The sequence below is a fragment of the Streptomyces sp. NPDC050287 genome, assembly GCF_044459385.1.
Classification (GTDB): Bacteria; Actinomycetota; Actinomycetes; order Streptomycetales; family Streptomycetaceae; genus Streptomyces.
The window spans coordinates 87,441-112,181 of record NZ_JBITIY010000017.1; the positions used below are offsets into that span (position 1 = coordinate 87,441).

The 24,741-nt window shown below is 70.8% G+C and carries 17 protein-coding genes; 13 read left to right on the forward strand and 4 right to left on the reverse strand.

From position 1 onward, the window contains the following. Positions 1 to 173: 173 nt before the first annotated feature. Positions 174 to 2,345 carry a RecQ family ATP-dependent DNA helicase gene (locus tag ACIBK3_RS40155; RefSeq protein ID WP_399372983.1) on the reverse strand — a complete coding sequence of 724 codons (2,172 nt, stop codon included), beginning with the start codon at positions 2,343 to 2,345 and terminating at the stop codon, positions 174 to 176. A gap of 142 nt (positions 2,346 to 2,487) precedes the next feature. On the opposite strand from ACIBK3_RS40155, the gene ACIBK3_RS40160 reads away from it, so the two are divergent. The 7 genes from ACIBK3_RS40160 to ACIBK3_RS40190 all read left to right on the forward strand — a co-directional run bounded on the left by ACIBK3_RS40160 (position 2,488) and on the right by ACIBK3_RS40190 (position 13,837). Continuing rightward, positions 2,488 to 4,164, forward strand: a complete 1,677-nt coding sequence (locus tag ACIBK3_RS40160) for a DUF4192 domain-containing protein (protein ID WP_399372985.1) — start codon at positions 2,488 to 2,490, stop codon at positions 4,162 to 4,164. A 794-nt stretch (positions 4,165 to 4,958) separates the two neighbouring features. Further along, complete coding sequence (locus ACIBK3_RS40165) at positions 4,959 to 6,875, forward strand: glycogen debranching N-terminal domain-containing protein (RefSeq protein WP_399373070.1); 1,917 nt, start codon at positions 4,959 to 4,961, stop codon at positions 6,873 to 6,875. 129 nt (positions 6,876 to 7,004) lie between these two features. Then, positions 7,005 to 7,763 carry an NUDIX domain-containing protein gene (locus ACIBK3_RS40170; protein WP_399372986.1) on the forward strand — a complete coding sequence of 253 codons (759 nt, stop codon included), beginning with the start codon at positions 7,005 to 7,007 and terminating at the stop codon, positions 7,761 to 7,763. Between the two features lie 161 nt (positions 7,764 to 7,924). Then, positions 7,925 to 9,799: an ATP-binding cassette domain-containing protein gene (locus tag ACIBK3_RS40175; RefSeq protein WP_399372987.1), complete on the forward strand. Its 1,875-nt coding sequence runs from the start codon at positions 7,925 to 7,927 to the stop codon at positions 9,797 to 9,799. Between the two features lie 162 nt (positions 9,800 to 9,961). Then, positions 9,962 to 10,849 carry a FadR/GntR family transcriptional regulator gene (locus ACIBK3_RS40180; RefSeq protein ID WP_399372988.1) on the forward strand — a complete coding sequence of 296 codons (888 nt, stop codon included), beginning with the start codon at positions 9,962 to 9,964 and terminating at the stop codon, positions 10,847 to 10,849. Between the two features lie 425 nt (positions 10,850 to 11,274). Then, positions 11,275 to 12,813: an RNA polymerase sigma factor gene (locus ACIBK3_RS40185; protein ID WP_399372989.1), complete on the forward strand. Its 1,539-nt coding sequence runs from the start codon at positions 11,275 to 11,277 to the stop codon at positions 12,811 to 12,813. Positions 12,814 to 12,964: 151 nt separating this feature from the next. Then, the gene (locus ACIBK3_RS40190; RefSeq protein WP_399372990.1) at positions 12,965 to 13,837 is read left to right on the forward strand and encodes a S1 family peptidase; all 873 of its coding nucleotides are present in this window, start codon (positions 12,965 to 12,967) and stop codon (positions 13,835 to 13,837) included. A 99-nt stretch (positions 13,838 to 13,936) separates the two neighbouring features. Here the strand turns inward: ACIBK3_RS40190 and ACIBK3_RS40195 are convergent, their stop codons facing one another. Further along, entirely contained in the window at positions 13,937 to 14,167 is a 231-nt protein-coding gene (locus tag ACIBK3_RS40195) for a hypothetical protein (protein ID WP_030670407.1), read from the reverse strand. A gap of 439 nt (positions 14,168 to 14,606) precedes the next feature. On the opposite strand from ACIBK3_RS40195, the gene ACIBK3_RS40200 reads away from it, so the two are divergent. The 6 genes from ACIBK3_RS40200 to ACIBK3_RS40225 all read left to right on the forward strand — a co-directional run bounded on the left by ACIBK3_RS40200 (position 14,607) and on the right by ACIBK3_RS40225 (position 22,204). Further along, a complete protein-coding gene (locus ACIBK3_RS40200; protein WP_399372991.1) occupies positions 14,607 to 16,730 on the forward strand; it encodes a type IIA DNA topoisomerase subunit B in 2,124 nt (707 codons plus the stop codon). A gap of 905 nt (positions 16,731 to 17,635) precedes the next feature. Beyond that, positions 17,636 to 18,160 carry a DUF1453 domain-containing protein gene (locus tag ACIBK3_RS40205; protein WP_399372993.1) on the forward strand — a complete coding sequence of 175 codons (525 nt, stop codon included), beginning with the start codon at positions 17,636 to 17,638 and terminating at the stop codon, positions 18,158 to 18,160. Next, positions 18,157 to 19,308, forward strand: coding sequence for a sensor histidine kinase (locus tag ACIBK3_RS40210; protein WP_399372995.1), 1,152 nt, complete (start codon positions 18,157 to 18,159; stop codon positions 19,306 to 19,308). Before ACIBK3_RS40205 ends, ACIBK3_RS40210 begins: the two co-directional genes overlap by 4 nt. Next, on the forward strand, positions 19,305 to 19,985 hold the full coding sequence (locus ACIBK3_RS40215) for a response regulator (RefSeq protein WP_399372996.1): 681 nt from the start codon (positions 19,305 to 19,307) through the stop codon (positions 19,983 to 19,985). Before ACIBK3_RS40210 ends, ACIBK3_RS40215 begins: the two co-directional genes overlap by 4 nt. 69 nt (positions 19,986 to 20,054) lie before the next feature. After that, a complete protein-coding gene (locus ACIBK3_RS40220; RefSeq protein WP_399372997.1) occupies positions 20,055 to 20,615 on the forward strand; it encodes a DUF485 domain-containing protein in 561 nt (186 codons plus the stop codon). Continuing rightward, complete coding sequence (locus ACIBK3_RS40225; protein WP_399372999.1) at positions 20,612 to 22,204, forward strand: cation acetate symporter; 1,593 nt, start codon at positions 20,612 to 20,614, stop codon at positions 22,202 to 22,204. Before ACIBK3_RS40220 ends, ACIBK3_RS40225 begins: the two co-directional genes overlap by 4 nt. 148 nt (positions 22,205 to 22,352) lie before the next feature. Here ACIBK3_RS40225 and ACIBK3_RS40230 read toward each other — a convergent pair whose 3' ends face one another. Next, on the reverse strand, positions 22,353 to 23,033 hold the full coding sequence (locus ACIBK3_RS40230) for a response regulator (protein ID WP_399373072.1): 681 nt from the start codon (positions 23,031 to 23,033) through the stop codon (positions 22,353 to 22,355). Further along, positions 23,030 to 24,703: an ATP-binding protein gene (locus ACIBK3_RS40235; protein ID WP_399373000.1), complete on the reverse strand. Its 1,674-nt coding sequence runs from the start codon at positions 24,701 to 24,703 to the stop codon at positions 23,030 to 23,032. Before ACIBK3_RS40235 ends, ACIBK3_RS40230 begins: the two co-directional genes overlap by 4 nt. Between the last annotated feature and the right edge of the window lie 38 nt (positions 24,704 to 24,741).

Below are 24,741 nucleotides of genomic sequence, written 5' to 3' on the forward strand. Positions count from 1 at the left end.
AACTTCGTTGCGGCAACGAGCAATTGGGCCCGTCGACCCTTATTGAACGAATTGCTCTCTATATCCCTACCCAGTGGGTTGGACGGCGACGCACGGCACATGCGAGCACGGCACGTCCGTCCGGCGGGACGGCACTCGAGAGACGGTGCGGGACTGCCGACTGGGGCGAGGACTCAGCCTCGTACCGCCAGCACCAGTGGCAACACCCCCTGCGCGCCGGACCTCAGGAGCTGGCGGGCGGCCACGGCCAGGGTCCAGCCGGTCTCGGTCATGTCGTCGACGAGCAGCACGGGGCCCTCGGCTGTCTGGAGGGCCGCCTGCAGCGCTGGAGGCACCGTGAGCGCCCCGCTGAGGGCCCGGAGGCGTTGGGCGCTGTTCGAGCGGGGCAGCGCCAGATCCGCGGCGTCGTCCGTGTACGCCAGTGATCCAAGGAGGGGGAGACGGCCGACCGCCGAGATTCTGGCGCCGAGCGACTGGATCAGCTGCGGCCGGGTGCGGGAGGGCATGGTCACCACCCCCGCGGGGCGCGGCGGGGCGTCCGGCGAACCGGAAGCCCAGCCGTCCGGTGACTTGGCCCAGTCGCTCAGGACCGTGACCACGGCGGTCACGACGTCGTCAGGGACGGGGACGTCCGGAGTCCGGGGCGCCAGCAGCGGACGGAGGCGGTTGCCCCAGCCGATGTCCGAGAGCCGGCCCAGAGCCCGGCCCGGCATGGCCTGTTCGCCCGGCGGGATACGGCCCTTGAGGTTGACGCCGATGGCGGGCAGACCCGTCGGCCACATACGGCGCGGGTCCACCACGACGCCGGCCCGTGCGAGCGAGCCGTCGGCGGTGTTCAGGGCGGTGGGGGAGACGTCCACCGTGAAGCGAGGACCGGCGCAGTTGTCGCAACGGCCGCAGGGAGCGGCCTCCTCGTCGTCCAACTGCCGCCGCAGGAACTCCATCCGGCAGCCGGTCGTGGTGACGTAGTCACGCATGGCCTGCTGCTCGGTGGCGCGTTGCTTGGCGACCCATGCGTAGCGCTCCGTGTCGTACGACCACGGGGTGCCTGTGGCGATCCAGCCTCCTTTGACGCGGTGGACGGCGCCGTCCACGTCGAGGACCTTGAGCATGGTCTCCAGGCGTGTTCGGTTCAGTTCGACGAGCGGTTCGAGCGCGGGCAGCGACAGCGGCCGGTCCGCGCGAGCGAGGACGTCGAGAGTGCGACGGACGGTTTCCTCGGGCGGAAATGCCACGGATGCGAAGTAGGCCCAGATGGCCTCGTCCTCGCGGCCGGGCAGCAGCAGCACTTCGGCGTGCTCGACGCCGCGTCCGGCGCGGCCGACCTGCTGGTAGTAGGCGATGGGGGAAGAGGGTGAGCCGAGATGGACGACGAAGCCCAGGTCCGGCTTGTCGAATCCCATGCCCAGTGCGGAGGTGGCCACCAGGGCCTTGACCCGGTTGCCGAGGAGGGCCTCCTCGGCCTGCTGCCGCTCGGCGTTCTCCGTCTTGCCCGTGTACGAGGAGACCGTGTGCCCGCACTGGCGAAGGAAGGCGGTGACCTCCTCGGCGGCGGCCACGGTGAGGGTGTAGATGATCCCGGATCCCGGCAGATCGCCCAGGTGATCGGCGAGCCACGCCAGCCGGTGGGCCGCGTCCGGCAGTTGTAGCACCCCGAGGCTCAGGCTCTCACGGTCCAGGGGGCCACGCAGTACCAGGGCGTCGGAGCCGGTGCCCGTGCCCAGTTGCTCGGCCACGTCCGCGGTGACCCGTGCGTTGGCGGTGGCGGTCGTGGCGAGCACCGGAACGCCCGAGGGGAGATCGCTGAGCATGGTGCGCAGCCGCCGGTAGTCGGGCCGGAAGTCGTGGCCCCAGTCGGAGATGCAATGGGCCTCGTCGACGACGAGGAGCCCGGTGGCGGCGGACAGCTCGGGCAGTACGTTGTCGCGGAAGTCCGGGTTGTTCAGGCGCTCGGGGCTGACCAGCAGGACGTCGACCGTGCCCGCGGCGACCTCGGCGCGGACGGTCTCCCACTCCTCGGTGTTGGAGGAGTTGATCGTCCGGGCGCGGATGCCCGCCCGGGCGGCCGCTTCCACCTGGTTGCGCATGAGCGCGAGCAGCGGAGAGACGATCACGGTCGGCCCTGCTCCGCGTTCCCGGAGCAGGGCGGTCGCCACGAAGTACACCGCGGACTTGCCCCAGCCCGTGCGCTGCACGACGAGGGCCCGGCGCTTGTCGGCGACCAGTGCCTCGATCGCCCGCCACTGGTCCTCGCGCAGCCGGGCCGAGCCGGTGCTGTCCCCGACGAGTCGGGCGAGGACCGCATCGGCTGCCGCGTGCAGTTCCGCGTTGCTCGTGTGCGTCATGCGTCCATACAACAGGACGGCTCTGACAGACCGGATCCGCGCCTGTGGAAAGGTCAGCGCCGCGAGCTCTGTTTGACGTGCCCCTGATCGGAGTTATCCACAGGCCCAAGCGCAACCTCGCGATCCGCGAGATCGTCTGCGCATGACGAATCACAGCGAAACGACTGGATCCGCCGGTAACGGCGACATCGGCGGACGAGACGGATACAAGGCCCACGGAGCGCGGGACTCCGGCGGCGGAAGCACCGGAGCCGGCGAGCACGTCGAGTGCGTCACGTACGACGCGCACGGCAGCGATCACCAGATCACCCTGCGTACGCCGGGCGAACTGGCCGATGCCCTGCCGTATCTCCTCGGGTACCGGCCCGAGGACAGCATCGTCCTGGTCGCCCTGCATGACCGGGGCGGGCGCGGCCGGTTCGGTGGACGGGCCCGGCTCGGCATTCCCACGAACGAGGACGACTGGGAGTCCGCGGCACGGCAGCTCGCCCACGGCCTGATCACGGGCAGCGAGCGGAGGGGCGGCAAGCCGGAGCAGATGGTCGCCTACCTCTGCCAGGAACCGGCGCAGGGCGAGTCCGGACAGCAGGTCATGCAGCGATTGGCCGACCTCGCCGGGCAACTGCGCAGGGAGTGTGGCCGGCTCGACGTGCCCGTGATCGAGGCGCTGTGCATCTCCGGCGGGCGCTTTTGGTCGTACTGCTGCCCGAGCGAGGGATGCTGCCCCGTCGAGGGAGTCCCGATGGGGCTGCCCGGCACGTCCGTGCTGGCGGCTGCCGCGACCTATGCCGGGCTGCAAGTGCGCGGCACACTGCGCGAGTTGCGGGCCAGGCTGCAGCCCTGGGAGACCGCGGCGGCGCTGGAACAGGAGATCGTTCTGGACACCGCGAGCATGGCGCAGGTTCCCAGGATGCTCGACGAAGCCGGCCGCTTGGCAGTGGCCGAGGAGACGGTGGAGCTCGCCGGGCGGATCATGACCCGGCTCGCGGAGGCTCCGCCCGTCTCCGGCACCCTGCAGGCGGACCTGCGTGACGACGAGCTGCTCGGACACGAGGAAGCAGCCACGCTCATCCTCGGCCTCCAGGACCGCACGACCCGCGATCGGGCAGCCGAGTGGATGGAGGGTGCCGAAGCAGGCCCCGCTCTTCGTCTGTGGCGTGCCCTGGCCCGCCGCTGCGTCGGGCCGTACGGCGAACACGCGGCGGCCCTGCTCACTCTCGTCGGCTGGGTCGCATGGTCGGCCGGTGACGAGATCGAGGCAAGGGAAGCCCTGGCCATGGCGCTGGGCGCCGACCCCGACTACCTCTTCGCCCGGCTCCTGCACCAGGCCTGCAACGAGGGCCTGGACCCGGAGTCGATCCGCTCCTGCCTCCGCACGGAACGCGAGGCGCGGAAGGAGCGTGCGCGCACCGCCGAAGGAGAGACGAATTCTGCGGGGGAAGCTGAGGTACCACCCCGTGGGCGTACCGAAGTAACCGGCGATCAAGAACCCCAGACCGTCGCGCAGCAGGTTGTCTCCCGCGGCCACGGCGACGCGGAGACCTCGTCGCCTGCACCGGACGCGGCCTCCCGTCGCCGACGACGGGCACGTGGCGGTTCACGTCCGGAAGGCCGCCCTCATCTCGCGGAAGCAGGAGGACGACCGTTCGGCACGGACGAGTCCCGAGGCCGTACCCGCCCGACGGCCGGTACACATCCCGGCGCCCGGCGTGCGGGAGGGACACGCCCCCGGCCCTCGGAAAGGGAAAACCCGCGGCGCTCGGGATCCTGCTCCGATGGCGTGGTGTCGGGAGGTGACGACACCGAGGGGACGCCGTGATCGGCCTCCGGTGGAGCAATGGCCTGCTCGACCGGGTCGTCTGCCGGCTGCGGCACGCGGTGTGTGGACAACGACAGACCGCGGGCGAGCGCCAACGTGCAGGGGGCAGTGGACTCAGGCCGACAGCGGGCGGCGGCGAGAAAATCCGCAGCCGTCCGTCCCGCCGCCATTCGGTCGGCTTCCCGGGTCGGGGGCGTGACTCCGCGGAGGTGCTTCCCGTTCACCTGAGTGGCGGAACGCCTGACCGTACCGGTCCGCCGAACCGCCCTTGTCCCTCGAAAGCCCCCGTGCCTACGACCCACGAGGCCCACAGAGCGCAGAGGAAGCCGCCCGTGCATAAGCCGACTCCGCCCTCCGCAATCGGCAACGACCGTCCGCCCGTCGGTACGCCGGCACCGCCCCGGAAAGGAGGCAGCACCCCGCCGGACGAGTCCACCTGCCTGCCCTCAGGCCAGGCGAGGCGGCCGCAGGCGGATCAGCCTGTGAATCAGGGGCACTTGCCCACCGGGCAGGCTCAGCGGCCGCCCCCTTGGGAGGAGCCGGTGCGGCGCCCGTCCGTGCCCACGGGCCAGAACCAGCCCCCGCACTCGGACCAGTCTCGCCGACCGAGTCCGCCGACCGCTCAGGGGCGGTCGCCAAGGGCCCAGGGCGGCTCGCTGACGCCCCTGGAAGGAGCTCCCTCTCCTACCAGGACCGTGGGGCGCCGCCCACCTCCATCCGCCGTGCAGGGCCACCCGGTGCCTGTCCCGGCTCCCCACCGTTCGGGCTGCTTCCCCCCGGCCCACACCGTCCTCATCTGCGTCGCGCTCCCCGGCCTCGCCATCTCCACGGAGCAGGGGCAACTGACCGGGCAGGGACTCGAGGGGTTCTACCGCGCGGGGCGACGCGTGCTCTCGCGCTGCCAGGTCCGCGTCGCCGGACGCGAACCGACCCCCATCCAGGCCCGGACGACCGCGGCGGACCGCGCCCGCTTCGTGGCAACGCTGAGCGCGTCGCCCGGCGCCGGCCCGGATCCGGATGTCGTGGTCGAACGCATCCGGCACGCGGACGGTACCGAACGCATCACCCTGCACAGCACGGCTCCCCGCCCGCTCCGGCTACCGGTGGAGGTCGCGCTGGGCACGGACCTGGCGGACCTGAGAGCGATAGCGTCCGGCCGTGCGGGGCCCGAACTGTCCGCCAGCGTCCACCGCTCCGGCCTGCGGTGGTCCGGTCTCGGCGGCAGCGCGTCGGTGGCGGCCGACCCGCCGCCCATGGACGCGTTGGCCTCCGCAGGGCTGCTGCGCTGGGAGTTCGACCTGCCCCCGGGCGGCACTGCAGGTGTGGAACTGCGCGTACAGGTCGAGGGCGCCGGACCTGTGCGGGCCGCGCGGCGGGTGGCGATGAGCCCCCTTGCTACGGCCCGCGCGATCGGTGACCACCCCGGCGTCCGGGCGCTGCTGCACACGAGCGTCGAGGACCTCCAGGCCCTGCTGCTGCGCGACCCGGCACACCCGGACGACACACACCTGGCGGCCGGAGTGCCCTGGCGCTGCGGCATGGCCCCCGCCGAGGCGCTCGCCGCATCCCGGATGACGCTGCCTCTGGGCACCCGCCTCGCGGCGGGCACACTGCGCACCCTCGCACGTACGCAACTCAGAGGCCCGGTACCCCAGGCGGGCATGATTCCCGGCCCGCGACGGGACGCCGGACCGCATCTGCCGCCCAGCTGTACAGGCGCGGAGGCGACCCTGCTTTTTCCCGTGCTGCTCGCGGAAGCTCGCCGCTGGGGTCTTTCCCAGCAGGAGACGGAGGAACTGCTGCCGGCGGCGGAGCGCTGTCTGACCTGGCTGCGCACCACTGTGGGCGACGGCACGTATCTGGGCGACACCCACCCAGGTGGCCTCGCTCGCTGCGAGACACAGGCCCACGCCCACCGGGCGGCGCTCCTCGGGGCCGATCTGCTCGACACGTGCGGCCGACCGGGCGGTGCGGAGCTGCGGCACTGGGCCAGGCAACTGCGGACAGCCTTTCGTGAGGAGTTCTGGGTCGAGGACCGCGGCGGTGGCCGGCCCGCGGCAGCCCTCGCCCCCGACGGATGCCTCGTGCCGCACCTCGGCTCCGCGGCCGCCCATCTGCTCGACACCGGGCTGCTGGGCGGAGGCGACCAGGCGCCAGGTCTGCTCGACCGGGTGCAGACCGAACAGCTCGCCCGGCTGCTCGGGAGCCCTGCGCTGGATTCCGGCTGGGGCCTGCGCGGACTCGGTGTGAAGGAGCCGGGCTACAGCCCGTTCGGCCACCGCTCCGGAGCCGTACGGGTTCACGAGACGGCGGTCGCCGTGGCCGGACTGACCGCCGCGGGTTACGAGAAGGAGGCCAGTTCGCTGCTGCGGGGGGTCCTGGCGGCCGCCGAGACCTTCGGTCACCGGCTTCCCGAGATGTACGCGGGAGAGCAGCGCACCGAGGGCAGTGCGCCACTTCCCCATCCGGCTGCCTGTCGTCCCTCGGCCACGGCAGCGGCCGCCGGAGTCCTGCTGCTGACGACGCTCGCAGGCATCCGTCCGGACGCCCCGGCGGGCAAGGTCACCCTGCGCCCGGTGCGCAGCGCTCCCCTCGGCGAGCTCGGACTGACCGGACTGAGGATCGCGGGTGCCCCCCTCTCCGTACGGGTAAGCCGACTCGGCCTCGCCATGGTCGAGGAGGCGGCCGAGGGACTGCAGCTGGGGGCGTGACCTCGGACGACATGCCACCGGACGACGCCCGTGAGCGACCAGGAAGCGCTGCCGGACCGCAGTGGGCCACGCCCGCGCACGGCCGACGAAGGGAGTGTTTATCGTCAAGCAGACGACTATGATCGCCGCATGCCCTACGACCCGTCAGCCTTCCCGCCCTTTGCCGTCACCGTGGACCTGGTCGTGCTGACCGTGCGCCGCCACGCCCTGTGCGCGCTGACGGTGCGCAGGGGGGAACCACCGTTCCAGGGGCGCTGGGCGCTCCCCGGCGGCTTCGTGCGGGCCGACGAGGATCTGGCGCAGGCGGCGGCGCGGGAACTGGCGGAGGAGACCGGGCTGCGCGCTCACGACCCGTCCGTCCCCGTCCAGGGCAACGGTGCCCATCTGGAACAGCTCGCCACCTACGGCGATCCCAAGCGTGACCCCCGGATGCGCGTGGTCAGCGTCGCCCACCTCGCCCTCGCTCCCGACCTGCCGGCTCCCCGGGCGGGCGGTGACGCGAGCAACGCGCGCTGGGCACCCGTCGAGGAACTGTTGCAGCAGGGCGGTTACGGCCGTGACGGCGAGCCGGTCGCGCCTCTTGCCTTCGACCACGCCCAGATCCTGTCGGACGGCGTGGAACGGGCCCGCTCGAAGATCGAGTATTCCTCGCTGGCCACGGCCTTCTGCCCGCCCGAGTTCACGGTCGGCGAGCTGCGCCGCGTCTACGAGGCGGTGTGGGGCGTGGCGCTCGACCCTCGCAACTTCCACCGCAAGGTGACCGGCACCCCCGGCTTCCTCGTCCCCACAGGCGGAACGACCACGCGTCAGGGCGGACGACCTGCCCAGCTTTTCCGCGCGGGCGGAGCGACCCTGCTCAACCCGCCGATGTTGCGCCCCGAGGTGTGACGCCGGCGCACATGCGACGGGCGGCCGGCCGCCCGTGCTGTCGCCATGAGGCGACCTCTGTTCCGAACGGGCGAACAGGGATCCGGAGGCGACGCTCGTCCGCCGCCGAGCGGGCCTTGGAATGCCTGGAAAACCGGACATAGGGCGCTATCTTGCTTCAGGTGATCCAGGCCTTCGGACTGACCAGCAACTCCCGCAAGGATCTTCCGCCCGCTGTCGACGACCTGTCCTTCGAAGCGCGCGCAGGCAGACTCACCGCACTCCTCGGAGCTGCGGGCGCGGGCAAGACGACCGCGCTCAGGCTGATGCTCGAGATGCAACAGGGCCGTGGCATCACCTACTTCAGAGGTCGTCCACTGCACCGCATCGCCCATCCGTCACGCGAAGTCGGCGTGCTGCTGGGCGACGTGCCGGGCCATCCCGCCCGTACCGTGCGCGGCCACCTGCGCATGCTGTGCGCCGCGGCGGGCGTCCCGGTCCGGCGGGCCGACGAAGTCCTGGAAGTGGTAGGCCTCGTCGGCCTGCGCGACGAACGGCTCGGCACCCTCTCGCGCGGCATGGACCGCCGCCTCGGCCTGGCCTGCGCGCTGCTGCCGGACCCCCACACACTCGTGCTGGACGATCCCACCGACGGACTCTCCACCCGCGAGCGCCACTGGCTGCACGGCATGCTGCGTTCCCACGCCGCTCACGGCGGCACGGTCCTGTTCACCACGGCGGATCCCAAGGAAGCCGCACGCACCGCCGACCACGTGGTCACCCTGGACAAGGGCAGGCTCGTGGCCGACCAGGACGCGACGGACTTCGCCCGCACCCGGCTGCGCCCCCGGGTTGCCGTCCGCACCCCCCACGCCGCCCGCCTCGCGGCCCTGATCGCCAAGGAGGCCCGCACCGCCCAGCGCTCCGTCGAGGTCGTACGGGAAGGCGGCAATCGCCTGTCCGTGTACGGCAGTACGTGCGCCGAAGTCGGGGAGACGGCCTTCCGGCACGGCGTCCTCGTCCATCAACTCGCGGAGGAGACGGGGGACATGGGGCCGGCGGCCGGACTGTTCCCCTGGGAGGCCCGGCACGCGCCGGAGGAGACGCAGCCCGGTGCGGCGGCATCGAAATCCACCGGAAGCGCTGTTCCCGCGGCCGATGACGCCGAGCCGCCAGTCGCCGTGGTCCAGGCCGAGGGGCGCGCCCGGGAAGACGCACGCTCCGCCGAAGAGCTCAAGGCCGCCGATCCGCCGTCCCCCCTCCCGCCTCCCATTTCTGTCCGTTCCGCACCCAGCCCGCTGCGCCCGCTGCGCTACGAACTGCGCCGCGCCGCCGGAATCGGTACCGGCTTCCTCACCGCTGCGGCAGTCCTCGTCACGTCCGCCGTCACCGCCGTACTCCTGGCCCGTGTCGGACACACCCCGCAGCCGCGGCTGCTGGCCGCGTGGCCGCGGGAACTGCCACTGCCGCCGGCGGCCCTCGGGGCGGGACTGCTCGGGGCGCTGGCCTTCGGCGACGAGTTCCGCCACCCCGCCCTGGCGGCGGACCGCGGCACCGTGCCCCGCCGACTGGGACTGCTTGCCGCGAAACTTCTCGTCACCGGGGCTACCGCGCTGTCGCTGGCCTTTCTCACGGTGGGCTGCGACGCCGAAGTGCTCTATCTCGTCTACGGACGAGAGATGGCGGATGTTCCCGCCGACTGGCTTTCCCTGAGCGTGGGTTGGATCGGGCTCGTTGTCGGATGCGCATGGTCGGGTGTGCTGGCCGCCGGCGTCTTCAGGTCCACCACGGCCGGGCTCGCCGCGGTGGTTGCCGTACCCGTTGTCGTCGTGCCTCTCGTACAAAAGGCCTTGGAGGGGGCGTCCGTGCGGGCCGCGGCAGGGTTTCCCATGCGGCTGCGCCAAGTTTTCCTGCTGCAGTGGCCCTTCGGTGGAGAGCGCTATCTGTCCGCCGTCGCGCGCGTGCTCGTCCAACCCGTCGGCAGCGCGCTGACGTTGTCGCTCAGCGCGCTGCTCTGCGCATATCTGCTCACGACCCTGCGCAGCAGGGCCCGCTGACGACCGTCCAGGCCCTTCCGGTCCCGCCCTGCACACAACTTCCCGGGGAAAGCCCATTTCTTTCCGATAAGGCGTCAATTGCGACGGGGTGAGCGATCACCCTTTCGTGTGCTTTTCACCAAAGACCTCAAGGGAGTTGGAGACGGCGCCGACAAAGGATCCGTGAGTACCCTTGCGCACACCATGATGACCGCCGCCCGCTCCGCAGACTCCGGCCTCGCCGGCCCGGGCGAACTCGACCGCTACCCCTACGCGGAGGCCGCCGCCGTCGACCGCGTCGGAGCCCCCGTCTGGGACGGCGTGGACCCCGAGATGGGCCGCGTGGGCCGCCGCGCCGCCGGCAACCGCGGACGCGGACTGCACGGCCAACTCGTCCAACAGCTCGGCCAGATGATCGTTTCCGGCGACCTGGGCGCCGACCGTCCCTTGGTGCCCGAGGAGATCGGCCAGCGCTTCGAGGTCTCCCGTACCGTCGTCCGCGAGTCGCTCCGCGTCCTGGAGGCCAAGGGCCTGGTCAGTGCCCGACCGAACGTCGGCACGAGGGTGCGCCCCGTCAGCGACTGGAATCTCCTCGATCCGGACATCATCGAGTGGCGGGCCTTCGGTCCGCAGCGTGACGACCAGCGCCGCGAGCTGAGCGAGCTGCGCTGGACGATCGAGCCGCTCGCCGCCCGGCTCGCCGCGGGACACGGGCGTGAGGACGTCCAGCAGCGGCTTGCCGACATGGTCGAGATCATGGGCCACTCCATGGCGCAGGGTGACAGTCTCACCTTCTCGCGCGCCGACGCGGAGTTCCACTCCCTGCTCATCCAGGTCGCGGGCAACCGCATGCTGGAGCACCTTTCCGGGATCGTGTCGGCCGCCCTCCAGGTCTCCGGCGGCCCGGTCGCAGGTTGCGACCGGCCGACCGAGGCCTCACTGGCGCACCACGGCCGGATCGCCGACGCCCTCGCCGCCGGTGACGGCCCGGCGGCCGAGGCGGCCATGCGTCAATTGCTCACCGTCCATCCCGAGGTGGAGCGCGTGGTGCCCGCGCCGCGCGAGCACTGAGCGCACCATGGGCGGTGCGGCCGAGAACATCTCCCTCTCCGGGGGTGGCGTCCGGCTGCCGAACCGCCTCCCGTCGGGCCTCGCGGAATCTTCAGGGATCCTGTGGGGTCCGGCGGCACGACGAGCCGACGGGCTCGTTGACGCGTCCAGGTCGAGGCTGTGGCTGGCCGCCTCTGCCCGCATCTGACCGTTTTTGAGTGCTTACGGGATGTGACTCGGGCCACGCAGATTGGGCGTAACGCTCGTGGGAGCAGCGCGATGACCTAAGAGGTGACAGCCGCGGAGGGAATACGGACGCCGTTCAAGGCGCTGTGCATCTTCCCGGCCCCCGCCCGCACCGTCGGTCCATCCCCAGGCCGGTGGTCGGCTCCTGTCCGCCGTGGACGGGGCCGGAAGCCGTTTTCCAACGTTCCGAGAGGTTGTTCGTGTCGGCCAGCACATCCCGTACGCTCCCGCCGGAGATCGCCGAGTCCGTCTCTGTCATGGCGCTCATTGAGCGGGGAAAGGCTGAGGGGCAGATCGCCGGCGATGACGTGCGTCGGGCCTTCGAAGCTGACCAGATTCCGGCCACTCAGTGGAAGAACGTACTGCGCAGCCTCAACCAGATCCTCGAGGAAGAGGGTGTGACGCTGATGGTCAGTGCCGCGGAGCCCAAGCGCACCCGAAAGAGCGTCGCAGCGAAGAGTCCGGCCAAGCGCACCGCCACCAAGACGGTCGCGGCGAAGACGGTGACTGCCAAGAAGGCCACCGCCACCGCCACGCCTGCGGAGCCTGCCGCCGAGCCCTCCATCGAGGACGAGACGGCCGCCAAGCAGGCCGCCGCCAAGAAGGCGACGCCCGCCAAGAAGACCGCCGCGAAGAAGACCGTCGCGGCCAAGAAGACGGTGGCCAAGAAGACGGCCGCCAAGAAGGACGACGCCGAGCTGGTCGAGGAAGAGGTCCTCGAGGAGTCCGCCAAGCCCGGCGAGGAGCCCGAGGGCACCGAGAGCGCCGGTTTCGTCCTCTCCGACGAGGACGAGGACGACGCGCCCGCGCAGCAGGTCGCGGCCGCCGGTGCCACTGCGGACCCGGTCAAGGACTACCTCAAGCAGATCGGCAAGGTCCCCCTGCTCAACGCCGAGCAGGAGGTCGAGCTCGCCAAGCGCATCGAGGCCGGTCTGTTCGCAGAGGACAAGCTGTCCAACGCCGACAAGCTCGCCCCCAAGCTCAAGCGCGAGCTGGAGATCATCGCCGAGGACGGCCGCCGCGCCAAGAACCACCTCCTGGAGGCCAACCTCCGACTGGTGGTCTCGCTGGCCAAGCGCTACACGGGCCGCGGGATGCTCTTCCTGGACCTCATCCAGGAGGGCAACCTCGGTCTGATCCGCGCTGTCGAGAAGTTCGACTACACCAAGGGCTACAAGTTCTCCACGTACGCCACCTGGTGGATCCGTCAGGCGATCACCCGCGCCATGGCCGACCAGGCCCGCACCATCCGTATCCCGGTGCACATGGTCGAGGTCATCAACAAGCTGGCGCGCGTGCAGCGCCAGATGCTCCAGGATCTGGGCCGCGAGCCCACCCCGGAGGAGCTGGCCAAGGAACTCGACATGACCCCCGAGAAGGTCATCGAGGTCCAGAAGTACGGTCGCGAGCCCATCTCACTGCACACCCCGCTGGGCGAGGACGGCGACAGCGAGTTCGGTGACCTCATCGAGGACTCTGAGGCCGTCGTCCCGGCCGACGCGGTCAGCTTCACGCTCCTGCAGGAGCAGCTTCACTCTGTCCTCGACACCCTGTCCGAGCGCGAGGCGGGTGTCGTCTCGATGCGCTTCGGCCTCACCGACGGTCAGCCGAAGACCCTCGACGAGATCGGCAAGGTGTACGGCGTCACGCGCGAGCGCATCCGCCAGATCGAGTCCAAGACCATGTCGAAGCTGCGCCACCCGTCGCGTTCCCAGGTGCTGCGCGACTACCTCGACTAGGTCGCTGTCGTACGACGTCGAAGGCCCGGCCCCCACCGCGAGGGACCGGGCCTTCGTGCTGCCCGCGGCGACCGGCCTGCTTCGTGCTGCGAGGAACAGTGGCGTGCGTGACTCTGGGTATCCGATCAATATCCCGGAGTGAGGAGCACGCATGCGATGTCGCATTGCCCGGGCCCTGGCCCGGCCGCTGGTCCTGGTGACCGCCGTAGCCGCCATACCGCTCGTTTCCGCCGTCCCTGCGGCCGCCGACAGCATCGTCGTCGGTGGGTTCCCGGTCGATGTGTCCGAGAGCCCGTGGACGGTGGCGCTGTCCAGTCGTGACCGGTTCGGGGGTACACGCGCGGGGCAGTTCTGCGCTGGTGTGGCCGTCGGCCGGTCCACCGTGCTCACCGCTGCCCACTGCCTGAGCGAGGACGTCCTGGACGGTACACCGGACACCGTGCGCGATCTCAAGGTCATCGCGGGTCGGACGGATCTCCTTTCGAACCAGGGGCAGGAGGTCTCCGTACGGGACGCCTGGGTCAATCCGGGTTACGACGAGGTGAGCAACTCCGGGGACTTCGCTGTGCTCACCCTCGCCGAGCCGCTGCCACAGGGCTCGGTTCTCGCCATGGCGGCGGCCGGCGATCCGGCGTACGAACCGGGGACGGGGGCCGTGGTGTACGGCTGGGGTGACACCACCGGCGGCGGGGACTATGTGCGCAGTCTGCGGGCCGCACAGGTGCATGTGCTGCCTGACGCGCTGTGCGAACAGGCCTACCCCGGCAGTACCGGCGGGATGTACCTCGCCGAGACCATGCTGTGCGCGGGGGAGGAGGAGGGGGGCCACGATGCCTGCCAGGGGGACAGCGGGGGGCCGCTGGTCGCCCGGGGGAAGCTGATCGGCCTCGCGTCCTGGGGGAGCGGCTGTGGCCGCGCGGGCAGCCCTGGCGTCTATACGCGGGTGTCCGACGCCCTCCCGGCGCTGAACGGGGACCGCGGGGGCGCCGACGCCGGAAGCCGCGGGACCGCGTCCGGCGGCTGACGGGCGCGTGGTACGAGCACGGGCGGGTGCCCCTGGAAAAAGGGGCACCCGCCCGTCAACCGGCCTGTGCCGGAGCTGGCTCGTCGTGGGACGCGAGTATCAGCGCTCTTCTTCGGAGGCGGATGCGGGAGCGGCAGTCAGTCGCTCCGTCTCGTCCTGTATCTCAGCGGCGATCTTCTTGAGTTCCGGCTCGAACTTGCGGCCGTGGTGGGCGCAGAAGAGCAGTTCTCCGCCGCTGAGCAGGACGACGCGCAGGTATGCCTGGGCGCCGCAGCGGTCGCAGCGATCGGCGGCCGTCAGGTGGCTCGCGGGGGTCAGAACAGTAGTCACGTCGCCTCTTCTCTAGCTCGACGAGCTGTCGTACCAGGGTCAACATCCAAGCAGCCCGAAAACGTTCCCGCTCGTGGCTATTCCTGGAAAAATCTCTCCGGGCGGCTGGCTGCTGCCGGTTGGCGGCGAATGTGCCGTATTGCGTGTCTTTGTGTCTTACGGGTTCGCGCTGTCGGTCGGGGGTCGGTCCGCCGGCTGGGTTGCCGGTTGTTCATGAGGACGTGCCCGGAGCCTAAATGGTTCATGCCTGGAAGGGAACGTGATGTGTACTTCACTCCATCGAGGGATCGAACAAGTATACGACAGTGGACTAGTGTGAGTTTCAGACGAGGGTGGCGTTACATCGGCTCTACCAGGCCTCGGTACCCTCTGAGCGGCGACCGAAGCCGTGCCCTTACCCACAAGGGCCCCACCTGAAATTCAGCGAGGAGCGAACCGCGTGACCGCCGAGACGTCCGTGCCGTCCACAGCGCTGCTGGCAGGAGCAGACCGGGACGGTTCCAACTACACCGCGCGGCACCTGCTCGTCCTTGAAGGGCTCGAAGCCGTGCGCAAGCGCCCGGGCATGTACATCGGGTCCACGGACAGCCGTGGCCTGATGCACTGCCTGTGGGAGATCATCGACAACTCCGTCGACGAGGCCCTGGGCGGTTACTGCGACCACATCGAGGTGATCCTCCACGACGACGCCTCGGTCGAGGTCCGGGACAACGGCCGGGGCATCCCGGTCGACGTCGAGCCCAAGACCGGCCTCTCCGGTGTCGAGGTCGTCATGACCAAGCTGCACGCCGGCGGCAAGTTCGGCGGTGGCTCCTACGCGGCCTCCGGCGGCCTGCACGGTGTGGGCGCGTCGGTGGTGAACGCTCTGTCGGCCCGCCTGGACATCGAGGTGGACCGCAGCGGCCACACGCACGCCATCAGCTTCCGGCGTGGTGTCCCGGGAGCCTTCGCCGCGATGGGCCCCGACGCCAAGTTCGAGGCCAAGGGCGGCCTGCGCAAGGCAAAGAAGATCCCCAGGACCCGCACCGGCACCCGCGTGCGGTACTGGGCCGACCGGCAGATCTTCCTCAAGGACGCCAAGCTCTCCCTCGAGAACCTGCACCAGCGAGCCCGGCAGACCGCTTTCCTGGTCCCGGGGCTGACCATCGTCGTCCGCGACGAGTACGGCCTCGGTGAGGGTGGCAGCAAGGGCGAGGAGTCGTTCCGCTTCGACGGCGGCATCAGCGAGTTCTGCGAGTACCTGGCCACCGACAAGCCGGTCTGCGACGTTCTCCGCTTCTCCGGCCAGGGCACCTTCAAGGAGACCGTCCCGGTCCTCGACGACGACGGCCAGATGACGCCCACCGAGGTCACCCGTGAGCTCGGCGTGGACGTCGCGCTGCGCTGGGGCACCGGCTACGACACGACCCTCAAGTCGTTCGTCAACATCATCGCCACGCCCAAGGGCGGTACGCATGTCGCCGGCTTCGAGCAGGCCGTCGTCAGGACGATGAACGAGGTGCTGCGCGCCAAGAAACTGCTGCGCGTCGCCGAGGACGACATCGTCAAGGACGACGCCCTGGAGGGGCTCACCGCGGTCGTCACCGTCCGCCTCGCCGAGCCGCAGTTCGAGGGTCAGACCAAGGAGGTCCTCGGTACGTCCGCCGCGCGCAGGATCGTGAGCACCGTGATCTCCAAGGAGCTCAAGGCGTTTCTCACGTCCACGAAGCGCGACGCGGCGGCACAGGCCCGGGTGGTCATGGAGAAGGCGGTCTCCGCCGCCCGGACGCGTATCGCCGCCCGTCAGCACAAGGACGCACAGCGCCGGAAGACGGCTCTGGAGTCCTCGTCGCTGCCCGCCAAGCTCGCCGACTGCCGCAGCGACGACGTGGACCGCAGCGAACTGTTCATCGTCGAGGGCGACTCCGCGCTCGGTACGGCGAAGCTCGCCCGGAACTCGGAGTTCCAGGCCCTGCTGCCGATCCGCGGCAAGATCCTCAACGTCCAGAAGTCGTCCGTCACGGACATGCTGAAGAACGTCGAGTGCGGCGCGATCATCCAGGTCATAGGAGCCGGTTCCGGCCGCACGTTCGACATCGACGCGGCTCGCTACGGCAAGATCATCATGATGACCGACGCCGACGTCGACGGTTCGCACATCCGGTGCCTGCTCCTGACGCTGTTCCAGCGCTACATGCGGCCCATGGTCGAGGCGGGCCGGGTGTTCGCCGCGGTGCCACCGCTGCACCGCATCGAGCTGGTCCAGCCGAGGAAGGGCCAGGACAAGTACGTGTACACGTACTCGGACCGTGAGCTGCGCGACAAGCTGCTGGAGTTCCAGAGCAAGGGGGTCCGGTACAAGGACTCCATCCAGCGGTACAAGGGTCTCGGTGAGATGGACGCCGACCAGCTGGCCGAGACCACCATGGATCCGCGTCACCGCACCCTGCGCCGGATCAACCTCGCCGACCTGGAGGCCGCAGAGCAGGTTTTCGACCTGCTGATGGGCAACGACGTGGCACCCCGTAAGGAGTTCATCTCCGGCTCGGCGGCGACGCTGGACCGGTCGCGTATCGACGCGTAGCCGCAGCGCTCGGCTTTGGGCGAGGCGGGGGCGGAAGCGGGGCGGATGCCGGGCGGGTCCGGTCGCGGCCGCTCCCTCTGGCTCGTTCTGGCTCGGTTGCGCTCGGGCGAGGCAGCCGGCCGGCGCGGGCGGAGGCGTTTGGTTCCGGCTGGGTCTCATGGGCTGGTGGGCTGCGGATGGCTCGAGTCGGGCTCAGGCAGTGGTGTGGCATGGACCGTGCCTGGTGGAGCCAGGTTCGGGTCAACCGGCAGTGGTGTGTTCGGCCGGGTTCGGGCCGCGACGGGGCGTGCGTCTCGGGTCACGATGTGGCCGGGTGAGTGGTTGGGGCCCGAGCGGCTGGGGTCGCGGCGACCTTTCGCGTGGGATGGGCCGTGGTCGGCGTCTGACGGGGGACGGCGCGCCGGTGCCGGTGCCGGTTGGGACGGGCAGCGGAGGGGTCCGAGAAGGACGCATGTGGAGGAAGGCAGATCCGGCTCCGGGGTCTGTCGACGCCGGTTCCACCTCTCGGCTTCAGGGCGCCGGGCGCCGATCGGTGCCGCCGACCGGACCCGCACCGCCTGTCCGGCACTGGGCGTGCGTCGCCGGTCGTCCGCCGGCTCGCAGACCGGACCCCACCGCCTGTCGGCATCATGGGCCTGCGTCGCCTGTCCAGTGGCCCGGCCCACGCCGCCGTTCTCGGCCCCGCTTCGTACCCCATCACCTGTCCGCTGGCCCGCTGTCCACGTCGCCTGTCCGCCTGTCCCGGTGGGACTGGGTGTCTCCACCCGGGGGTGGAGATCACCGACGGCGGAGGATCCACCCGTGATCCACCCCCGCTCCGATCTGTCGACCTGCGGATTTCCGTAGCTTCATAGGCGTCGGCAGCGCTCGCTGTCGGCCTCGCCCTCTTCGCTACGGAGGCTCTGATGCCCGGGCTCGTCAACACGTTGGTGATCGCGGCTGTGCTCGTCCTGGTGATCGTCCGGCAGTTCCGTGCGAGCCGGATCGACACCGAGAGGCGTTGGTGGCTGCTGCCCGTGATCCTGGCCGTCGTGGCGCTTCGTGAGCCGGCGATAGTGGACGCCCACCACCACACGGCGTCGGTCGTCCTGCTGATTGCCGAATTGCTCACCGGCCTCGCCACTGGAGCCGCCTGGGCCTGGACGACGCGCATATGGGTGGAGCCGGACGGCGCGGTGTGGAGCAGAAGCACCAAGGCGAGCGGTGGAGTCTGGGCGGTGGGCGTCGGACTGCGCGTCGGCCTCTTCGCGCTCGGCGCGGCGCTCGGCCTCCACCAGGACTCCTCCGCGCTGCTGCTGGCTCTGGCGGCCACGCTGCTGGTGCGCTCCGGCATCCTGGCCTGGCGGGCCAAGTTCCTGCGCCCGGCTGCCGCGACGGGCACGGCATACGGTGACAGCATGTCCCGGCCCACGTGGAAGGAACGGGTGTGACGGAGAACGCCTGGACACGCTGGCCCTCACGCGAGGCTCTCGGGCGCGCGGAGTCCTCGGGCGCCCGGCGACTGCTCGGCTGGGTGGTGCGAGGGCTGGTCCTCGGCATGCTGCTGTGGAGTGCCTTCACCGGCCGCCACGTGCACGGCTGGGGCGCGGTCGCGGCCGTGGCGGGGCTTGTGCTGGCCGCCTTCCTGGCCTGGGCCCTCTATCGCAGCACCCTCGAGCACCGGCTCCTGCCGTCTCTGGCGCTCATGACCGCGCTGCTGGCGATAGCGGTCGTCGCCCAGGCCGTGGGTTTCAGAGTCCCCGCTCTGGTCATCTGGTGCGGGTGCGCCATCACCGCTCTGGAGCGACTGCCCGTGGCGGCCGCCCTGCCGGTCGCGTCGGTCGCCCTCGCTTCGTACGCCGCGGTCAACGACGACGTATGGCTGACCACCGCGGCCACGACGGGCGGCCTCGCCCTCGCCGGATACGTGCTGAGGCTGGACGCCGAGGCCCGGGGCAGCGCCCAGCGGCTGCTCGCCCAGGAGCGCGCCGCGCGGGCCGCTGAGGCGGAGTCCGCGGCGCTGGGGGAGCGGGCTCGCATCGCGCGGGAGATCCACGACGTGCTGGCGCACAGCCTCTCGGCACAGCTCGTGCACCTGGAGGCGGCCCGGCTGCTGATCGAGCGGGGTGCCGACCGGGAGCAGATCCTGGAACGGGTCGTGGCGGCACGTGGAATGGCCCGCGATGGTCTCTCCGAGACCCGGCAGGCACTGTCGGCACTGCGCGGCGAGCTGACTCCGCTGGAGGACTTCCTGACCCAGCTGGTCAGTACGGCCGACGGTGCCGAGGCCACCATTACGGGTGACCGCAGGCCCCTGCCGGCGGAGGCGTCCCAGGCCGTGCGCAGGGTGGCCCAGGAGGCGCTGACCAACGTCCGCAAGCACGCTCCCGGGGCCAATGTACGGATACGGCTCGACTACGGCGAGCATCAAGTGACGCTGGTCGTACGTGACTCGGGAGGGTCGCCGGGCGAACTCGGCGCGGCGGGCGCCGGGTACGGTCTGCTGGGCATGCGCGAGCGTGCCGAACTGCTGGGCGGCTCGCTGGAGGCCGGGCCGGACGAGGAGGGATTCGTGGTGTCGCTGAAGGTGCCCGTATGACGGAGGATGAGCAGAGTCCGGCGCGCGTGGTGGTCGTGGACGACCAGACCGTGGTCCGCGAGGGAATCGTGATGCTGCTGGGGCTGCTCCCCGGAATCGACGTCGTCGGCTCCGCGGGGGACGGGGACCAGGCGGTGCGACTCGTCGCCGAACTCGCTCCGGACGTCGTGCTGATGGACCTGCGCATGCCCCGTTGCGACGGGTTGGAGGCGACCCGGCGCATCCGGGCGGAGCACCCCGGGACGCAGGTGGTGGTGCTCACGACCTTCGCGGACGACGAGTCGCTGTTCCCCGCGCTGAGAGCGGGCGCGCGTGGCTATCTGACCAAGGACGCGGGAGGTGAAGAGATCGTACGGGCCGTGAGGAGTGTGTTGTCCGGGGACGCGGGACTGGCACCGAGCATCCAACGGCGGCTGCTGGAGAGACTGTCGGATCCCGAGCCGCAGCCGCCGGCGCCCATCGAAGCGCCGGACGGGCTCACCACACGGGAGACGGAGGTACTGCTGCTGATCGCGGACGGACTCAGCAACCAGGAGATCGCTCGCAAGCTGCATGTGTCCACGGCGACCGTGAAGACCCACATCAACAATCTCTTCGCCAAGACGGGGCTCAAGGACCGGGCACAGGCGGTGCGTTACGCATACGCGAAGGGGCTGGTGCGGCCGCCGACCGGCTGAGTCACCTGATGGGGTGAAGAGCAGGGAGAAGAAGAGTCACGGATCTTCCCGTTCTGTCCATCCTTGGGCATGCAGTCAAGCAACGGTCGCCCCCGCGGAGGCGGCGGTGGTGCCGAGAGTTCGGCCGACAACCATGACGTTCATGATCCGGTGTCCGCGGAGGTGGCCGGAGGCGTGAGGTACGAGGACCCCTGGTACGACGCACTCGCCTCCGGCTGGGGCGAGTCGGCAGGTACCCGGACGCCCGTGTCCGCGGAGTCGTCGGCGCGCCGGGAGTACGACGCCCCGGCGGCGGCCGCGGCCGAGGTGTACCTGGAGGTGCAGCGCAGCGAGGCCTTCCAGGAGGTGCGCAGGCGCTACCGAGGGTTCGTGGTGCCGGCGGTCGCGGGGTCCTCCCTCTGGTACCTGGCCTACGTGGTGGCCGCCACCACCGCGCCCGCTCTGATGGCGCGGCCTGTGGCGGGCGCCGTGAACGTGGCGATGCTGGCCGGGCTCGGTCAGTTCCTCACGACCTTCCTGCTCACCTGGGCGTACGCACGGCATGCCAGGCTGCGCCGGGACCGGGCGGCGCTCGAACTGCGGTGGGACACCCAGGAACTGACACGCGGCATCAGGGGCGGTGCATCATGACCGGCAACCATCAGCCGCTGGCGCTGCTGCTGTTCAGCGCGTTCGTCGCCGTCACCCTGGGCATCACGACGTGGGTGAGTCGGCACCGCCAGGGTTCGGCGGAGGAGTTCTACGCGGGCGGACGGCTCTTCTCTCCGATGGAAAATGGTTTTGCCATCGCGGGTGACTACATGTCCGCGGCCTCCTTCCTCGGCATCTCCGGACTCATCGCCCTGTTCGGGTACGACGGGCTGCTGTACTCGGTGGGGTTCCTCGTGGCCTGGCTCCTGGTTCTGTTCCTTGTCGCCGAACTGGTACGCAACTGCGGACGGTTCACGCTCGCCGACGTGGTCGCGGCACGGATGAGCGAGCGTCCGGTGCGGATCGCGGCGGGAACCTCCTCGGTCACCGTGTCCGTTCTGTATCTGGTGGCGCAGATGGTGGGCGCGGGCAGCCTGGTCGCACTGCTTCTCGGAGGCACCAGCGAGGCGGCGCAGTCCTGGACGGTCGTCGTGGTCGGCGCGCTCATGGTGATCTACGTGTCGCTGGGCGGGATGCGGGCCACCACCTGGATCCAGATCGTCAAGGCGGTCCTGCTGCTCGGCGGTACCGTCACCCTGACCGTGCTCGTCCTGGTGCGTTTTCACGGCGACTTCGACCAGCTGCTGCTCACGGCGGCGGAGCGCAGTGGTCATGGCAAGGCCTTCCTGGCGCCGGGCCTGAGGTACGGCGGGGACTGGACGGCCCGGTTCGACTTCATCAGTCTGGGCCTCGCGCTGGTGCTGGGGACGGCCGGGCTGCCGCACATCCTGTCCCGCTTCTACACCGTGCCCACCGCGCGGGCCGCACGGCGTTCGGTCATCTGGTCGATCGGGCTCATCGGGGGCTTCTACCTGATGACGATCGTCCTGGGGTTCGGTGCGGCGGCCATCGTGGGGCCGGACACGGTACGCGGATCGAACGCGGCCGGAAACACGGCCGTTCCGCTGCTCGCGCTCGACCTGGGCGGCGGGGCCGACTCCACGGGAGGAGCGGTTCTCTTCGCCGTCGTCGCCGCGGTCGCCTTCGCAACGATCCTCGCCGTGGTCGCCGGGATCACGCTGGCCTCCTCGGCGTCGGTGGCCCACGACCTGTACGCCTCGCTGCGTCGCCGGCACACCAAGCCGCGTAGCGAGGTGGCCGTGGCACGTGCCGCCGCGGTCGGTATCGGCGCGGTGGCGATCGCCCTGGGCCTGCTGGCGCGGGATCTCAACGTGGCGTTCCTGGTGGGCCTGGCCTTCGCGGTCGCCGCGTCCGCCAACCTGCCGGTGCTGCTGTACTCGCTGTTCTGGCGCGGCTTCACCACACGCGGCGCCGTCTGGTCCGTCTATGGCGGGCTGATCCCGGCCCTGCTGCTCGTGGTGCTGTCACCGGTGGTGTCCGGCAGCCCGGAGTCACTGTTTCCCACCGTCGACTTCCAGTACTTCCCCCTGCAGAACCCCGGGCTCGTCTCGGTCCCGCTTGGCTTCCTCGCGGGCTGGCTCGGCACGGTCACCTCGGCGGAACTGCCCGACGAGGCCAAGCACGCGGAAACCGAGGTGCGGTCGCTGACCGGGGCGGGGGCCGCATAGGCCCACGTAACAGGCCGAGGCCGTCATCGTCGTACGGGACCCGGATGCCCTGCCGAAGACCTGCACGACCGAGTTCGCGAAGAAGGCGGGCCGACATCCGTGTGCAAGGGCGGGCACGGTTCCTTCCCCGCCGTCACGGGCCGTGTCCTCAGGCGCGGGTCGCCCACACGTAACGGTGTTCCGGGCGGCCCGCGTCACCGTATTTGAGCGTCAGGCGAGCCCGTCCCGTGCGCTCCAGGAGCTTCAGATAGCGCTGGGCGGTCTGGCGGCTCACGCCGGTCCGTTCGGCGATCTCCTGGGCCGACAGGGGGCCTTCGGCGTTCATCAGGGAGCGGCGGACCAGCTCCGCCGTGGTGGGGGAGTGGCCTTTGGGCAGTTCGGGTTCCGAGGGCGCGGACAGGGCGCCGAAGATGCGGTCCACCTCGGCCTGCTCCGCCTCGCCTCCGCCGTCGAGGGTGCGGCGCAGCTCGGCGTACGCCTCCAGTTTGGCGCGCAGGCCCGCGAAGGCGAACGGCTTGACCAGGTACTGCAACGCGCCGTGCCGCATCGCCGCCTGCACGGTCGAGACGTCCCGGGCCGCCGTCACCATGATCACGTCGGTCTGATGGCCGCGCCGGCGCATCTCCTGGACGACCGTGAGGCCCGTCTCGTCGGGCAGGTAGTGGTCCATGAGGACGAGGTCCACGTGCGGCAGCACCTCCAGTTGCCGAAGCGCCTCCGCCGCGCTGTGCGCCTCACCGGCCACATGGAAGCCCGCCACCTTCGCCACATAGGCGGCGTTGACGCGCGCCACCCGGATGTCGTCGTCCACGATCAGGACCTCGATCAACACGACTCCTCCTCGGTGGCGGGCTGTGCGGTCCGCGGCGCGGTCAGGGCGGGCTCCGGTTCGGGTTCCAGGGCGTCGGGCAGGACGACGGTGAACTCCGCGCCCCCGCCGCCCGCGTCGTCGACGGTCGCGCTTCCCCCCTGCCGCTCGGCGAGCCTGCGGACCAGCGAGAGTCCGATGCCGCGCTCCCGGTGGGCGGGCGGTTTCTTCGTGGACCACCCCTCGGTGAAGATCAACTCGCGGTGTTCCTGCGGGATTCCCGGTCCCGTGTCGCGCACCCTGAGGACGGCGGTACGGCCCTCCGTGCGCAGTTCGACCTCCACGCGCGCGTGCGGGGTCCCCGCGACGGCGTCCAGCGCGTTGTCCACCAGGTTGCCGAGGATGGTGACCAGTCCGCCGGGGTCGACCAGCCGGTCCGGCAGATGCGTCCGGTCCGAGACCCACAGCGCCACTTGACGCTCGGCGGCGACGGTCGCCTTGCCGACCAGCAGCGCGGCGAGCAGGGGGTCCTGGATCCTCTCCGTGACCTGTTCAGCCGTGGCTCGGTGGTCGCCCACGACCTCTCCGACGAACTCCACGGCGTCGTCGTACATCTCCAGTTCGAGCAGTCCGAGGAGCGTGTGCATGCGGTTGGCGTGCTCGTGGTCCTGCGCGCGCAGGGCGTCGATCAGGCCGCGCGTGGAGTCGAGCTCGCGGCCGAGCTGGTCCAGTTCGGTGCGGTCGCGCAAGGTGGCGACGGCGCCCCCGTCGTCGGTGGGCATGCGGTTGGCGACCAGGACGCGCTGGCCGCGCACGGTGAGCAGGTCGGTGCCGGTCACCCGGCCCGCCAGGACGTCGGCGGTCCGACCCTCGCCGAGCGCCTCGTCGGGGGTGCGGCCGACGGCCTCGTCCCCGATACCCAGCAGCCGCTGCGCCTCGTCGTTGAGCAGGCGGACGCGGCCCGTGCGGTCCAGGGCGACAACGCCCTCCCGGATGCCGTGCAGCATCGCCTCGCGCTCCGCGAGGAGCCCCGAGATGTCCGAGAAGGCGAGGTCCCGGGTCTGCCGCTGGACCCGGCGGGAGATGAGCCAGGCGGCCAGCGCGCCCACGGCCAGCGCGCCGCCGGCGTACGCGAGCAGTCCCGGGATCGCGTGGATCAGCCGCGCCCGCACGCTGTCGTACGCGATGCCCACCGAGACCGCGCCGACGATCTTCCCCTCGCTGTCACGCAGTGGAACCTTGCCGCGGGCGGAGCGGCCCAGGGTGCCGTTGTCGATCTCCATGACCTCCTTGCCGGCCAGGGCCTGGCTGGGGTCGGTGGAGACGGTCCTGCCTATCTCGCTCGCGGTGGGGTGCGACCAGCGCACACCCCGCCGGTCCATCACCACGATGTACTCGGCCTGGGTGGCCCTGCGGATCCGCTCCGCCTCCCGCTGGACGGGCCCGCCGGCCGTCGGCTGCGTGGCCTTGACCTCCTCGGCGATCCCCGGTTCGGCGGCGGCCGTCTGCGCGATCGCCAGCGCGCGGCGCATGGCCTGGTCGTCCAGCTGGTCGCTGAGCGGAGCGAGGAACAGTCCGGTCGCGAGCACCGCGACTCCCGCGGCGATCGCCAGCTGCATCAGCAGCACCTGCGAAAACATGCGCCGCGGTAGTCCGAGGCGCAGGCGGCGGGCGGGGGGAGTGGGGCGCATACCCATGACGGTACGTGGGGAGACCGGAACTGCCGCAG

What these genes read in the sequence shown, in the direction of transcription:
- ACIBK3_RS40155 (WP_399372983.1), bottom strand. Translation starts at nt 2,345, where the DNA reads ATGACGCACACGAGCAACGCGGAACTGCACGCGGCAGCCGATGCGGTC.
- ACIBK3_RS40160 (WP_399372985.1), top strand. Translation starts at nt 2,488, where the DNA reads ATGACGAATCACAGCGAAACGACTGGATCCGCCGGTAACGGCGACATC.
- ACIBK3_RS40170 (WP_399372986.1), top strand. Translation starts at nt 7,005, where the DNA reads ATGCCCTACGACCCGTCAGCCTTCCCGCCCTTTGCCGTCACCGTGGAC.
- ACIBK3_RS40190 (WP_399372990.1), top strand. Translation starts at nt 12,965, where the DNA reads ATGCGATGTCGCATTGCCCGGGCCCTGGCCCGGCCGCTGGTCCTGGTG.
- ACIBK3_RS40205 (WP_399372993.1), top strand. Translation starts at nt 17,636, where the DNA reads ATGCCCGGGCTCGTCAACACGTTGGTGATCGCGGCTGTGCTCGTCCTG.
- ACIBK3_RS40215 (WP_399372996.1), top strand. Translation starts at nt 19,305, where the DNA reads ATGACGGAGGATGAGCAGAGTCCGGCGCGCGTGGTGGTCGTGGACGAC.
- ACIBK3_RS40220 (WP_399372997.1), top strand. Translation starts at nt 20,055, where the DNA reads ATGCAGTCAAGCAACGGTCGCCCCCGCGGAGGCGGCGGTGGTGCCGAG.
- ACIBK3_RS40225 (WP_399372999.1), top strand. Translation starts at nt 20,612, where the DNA reads ATGACCGGCAACCATCAGCCGCTGGCGCTGCTGCTGTTCAGCGCGTTC.
- ACIBK3_RS40235 (WP_399373000.1), bottom strand. Translation starts at nt 24,703, where the DNA reads ATGCGCCCCACTCCCCCCGCCCGCCGCCTGCGCCTCGGACTACCGCGG.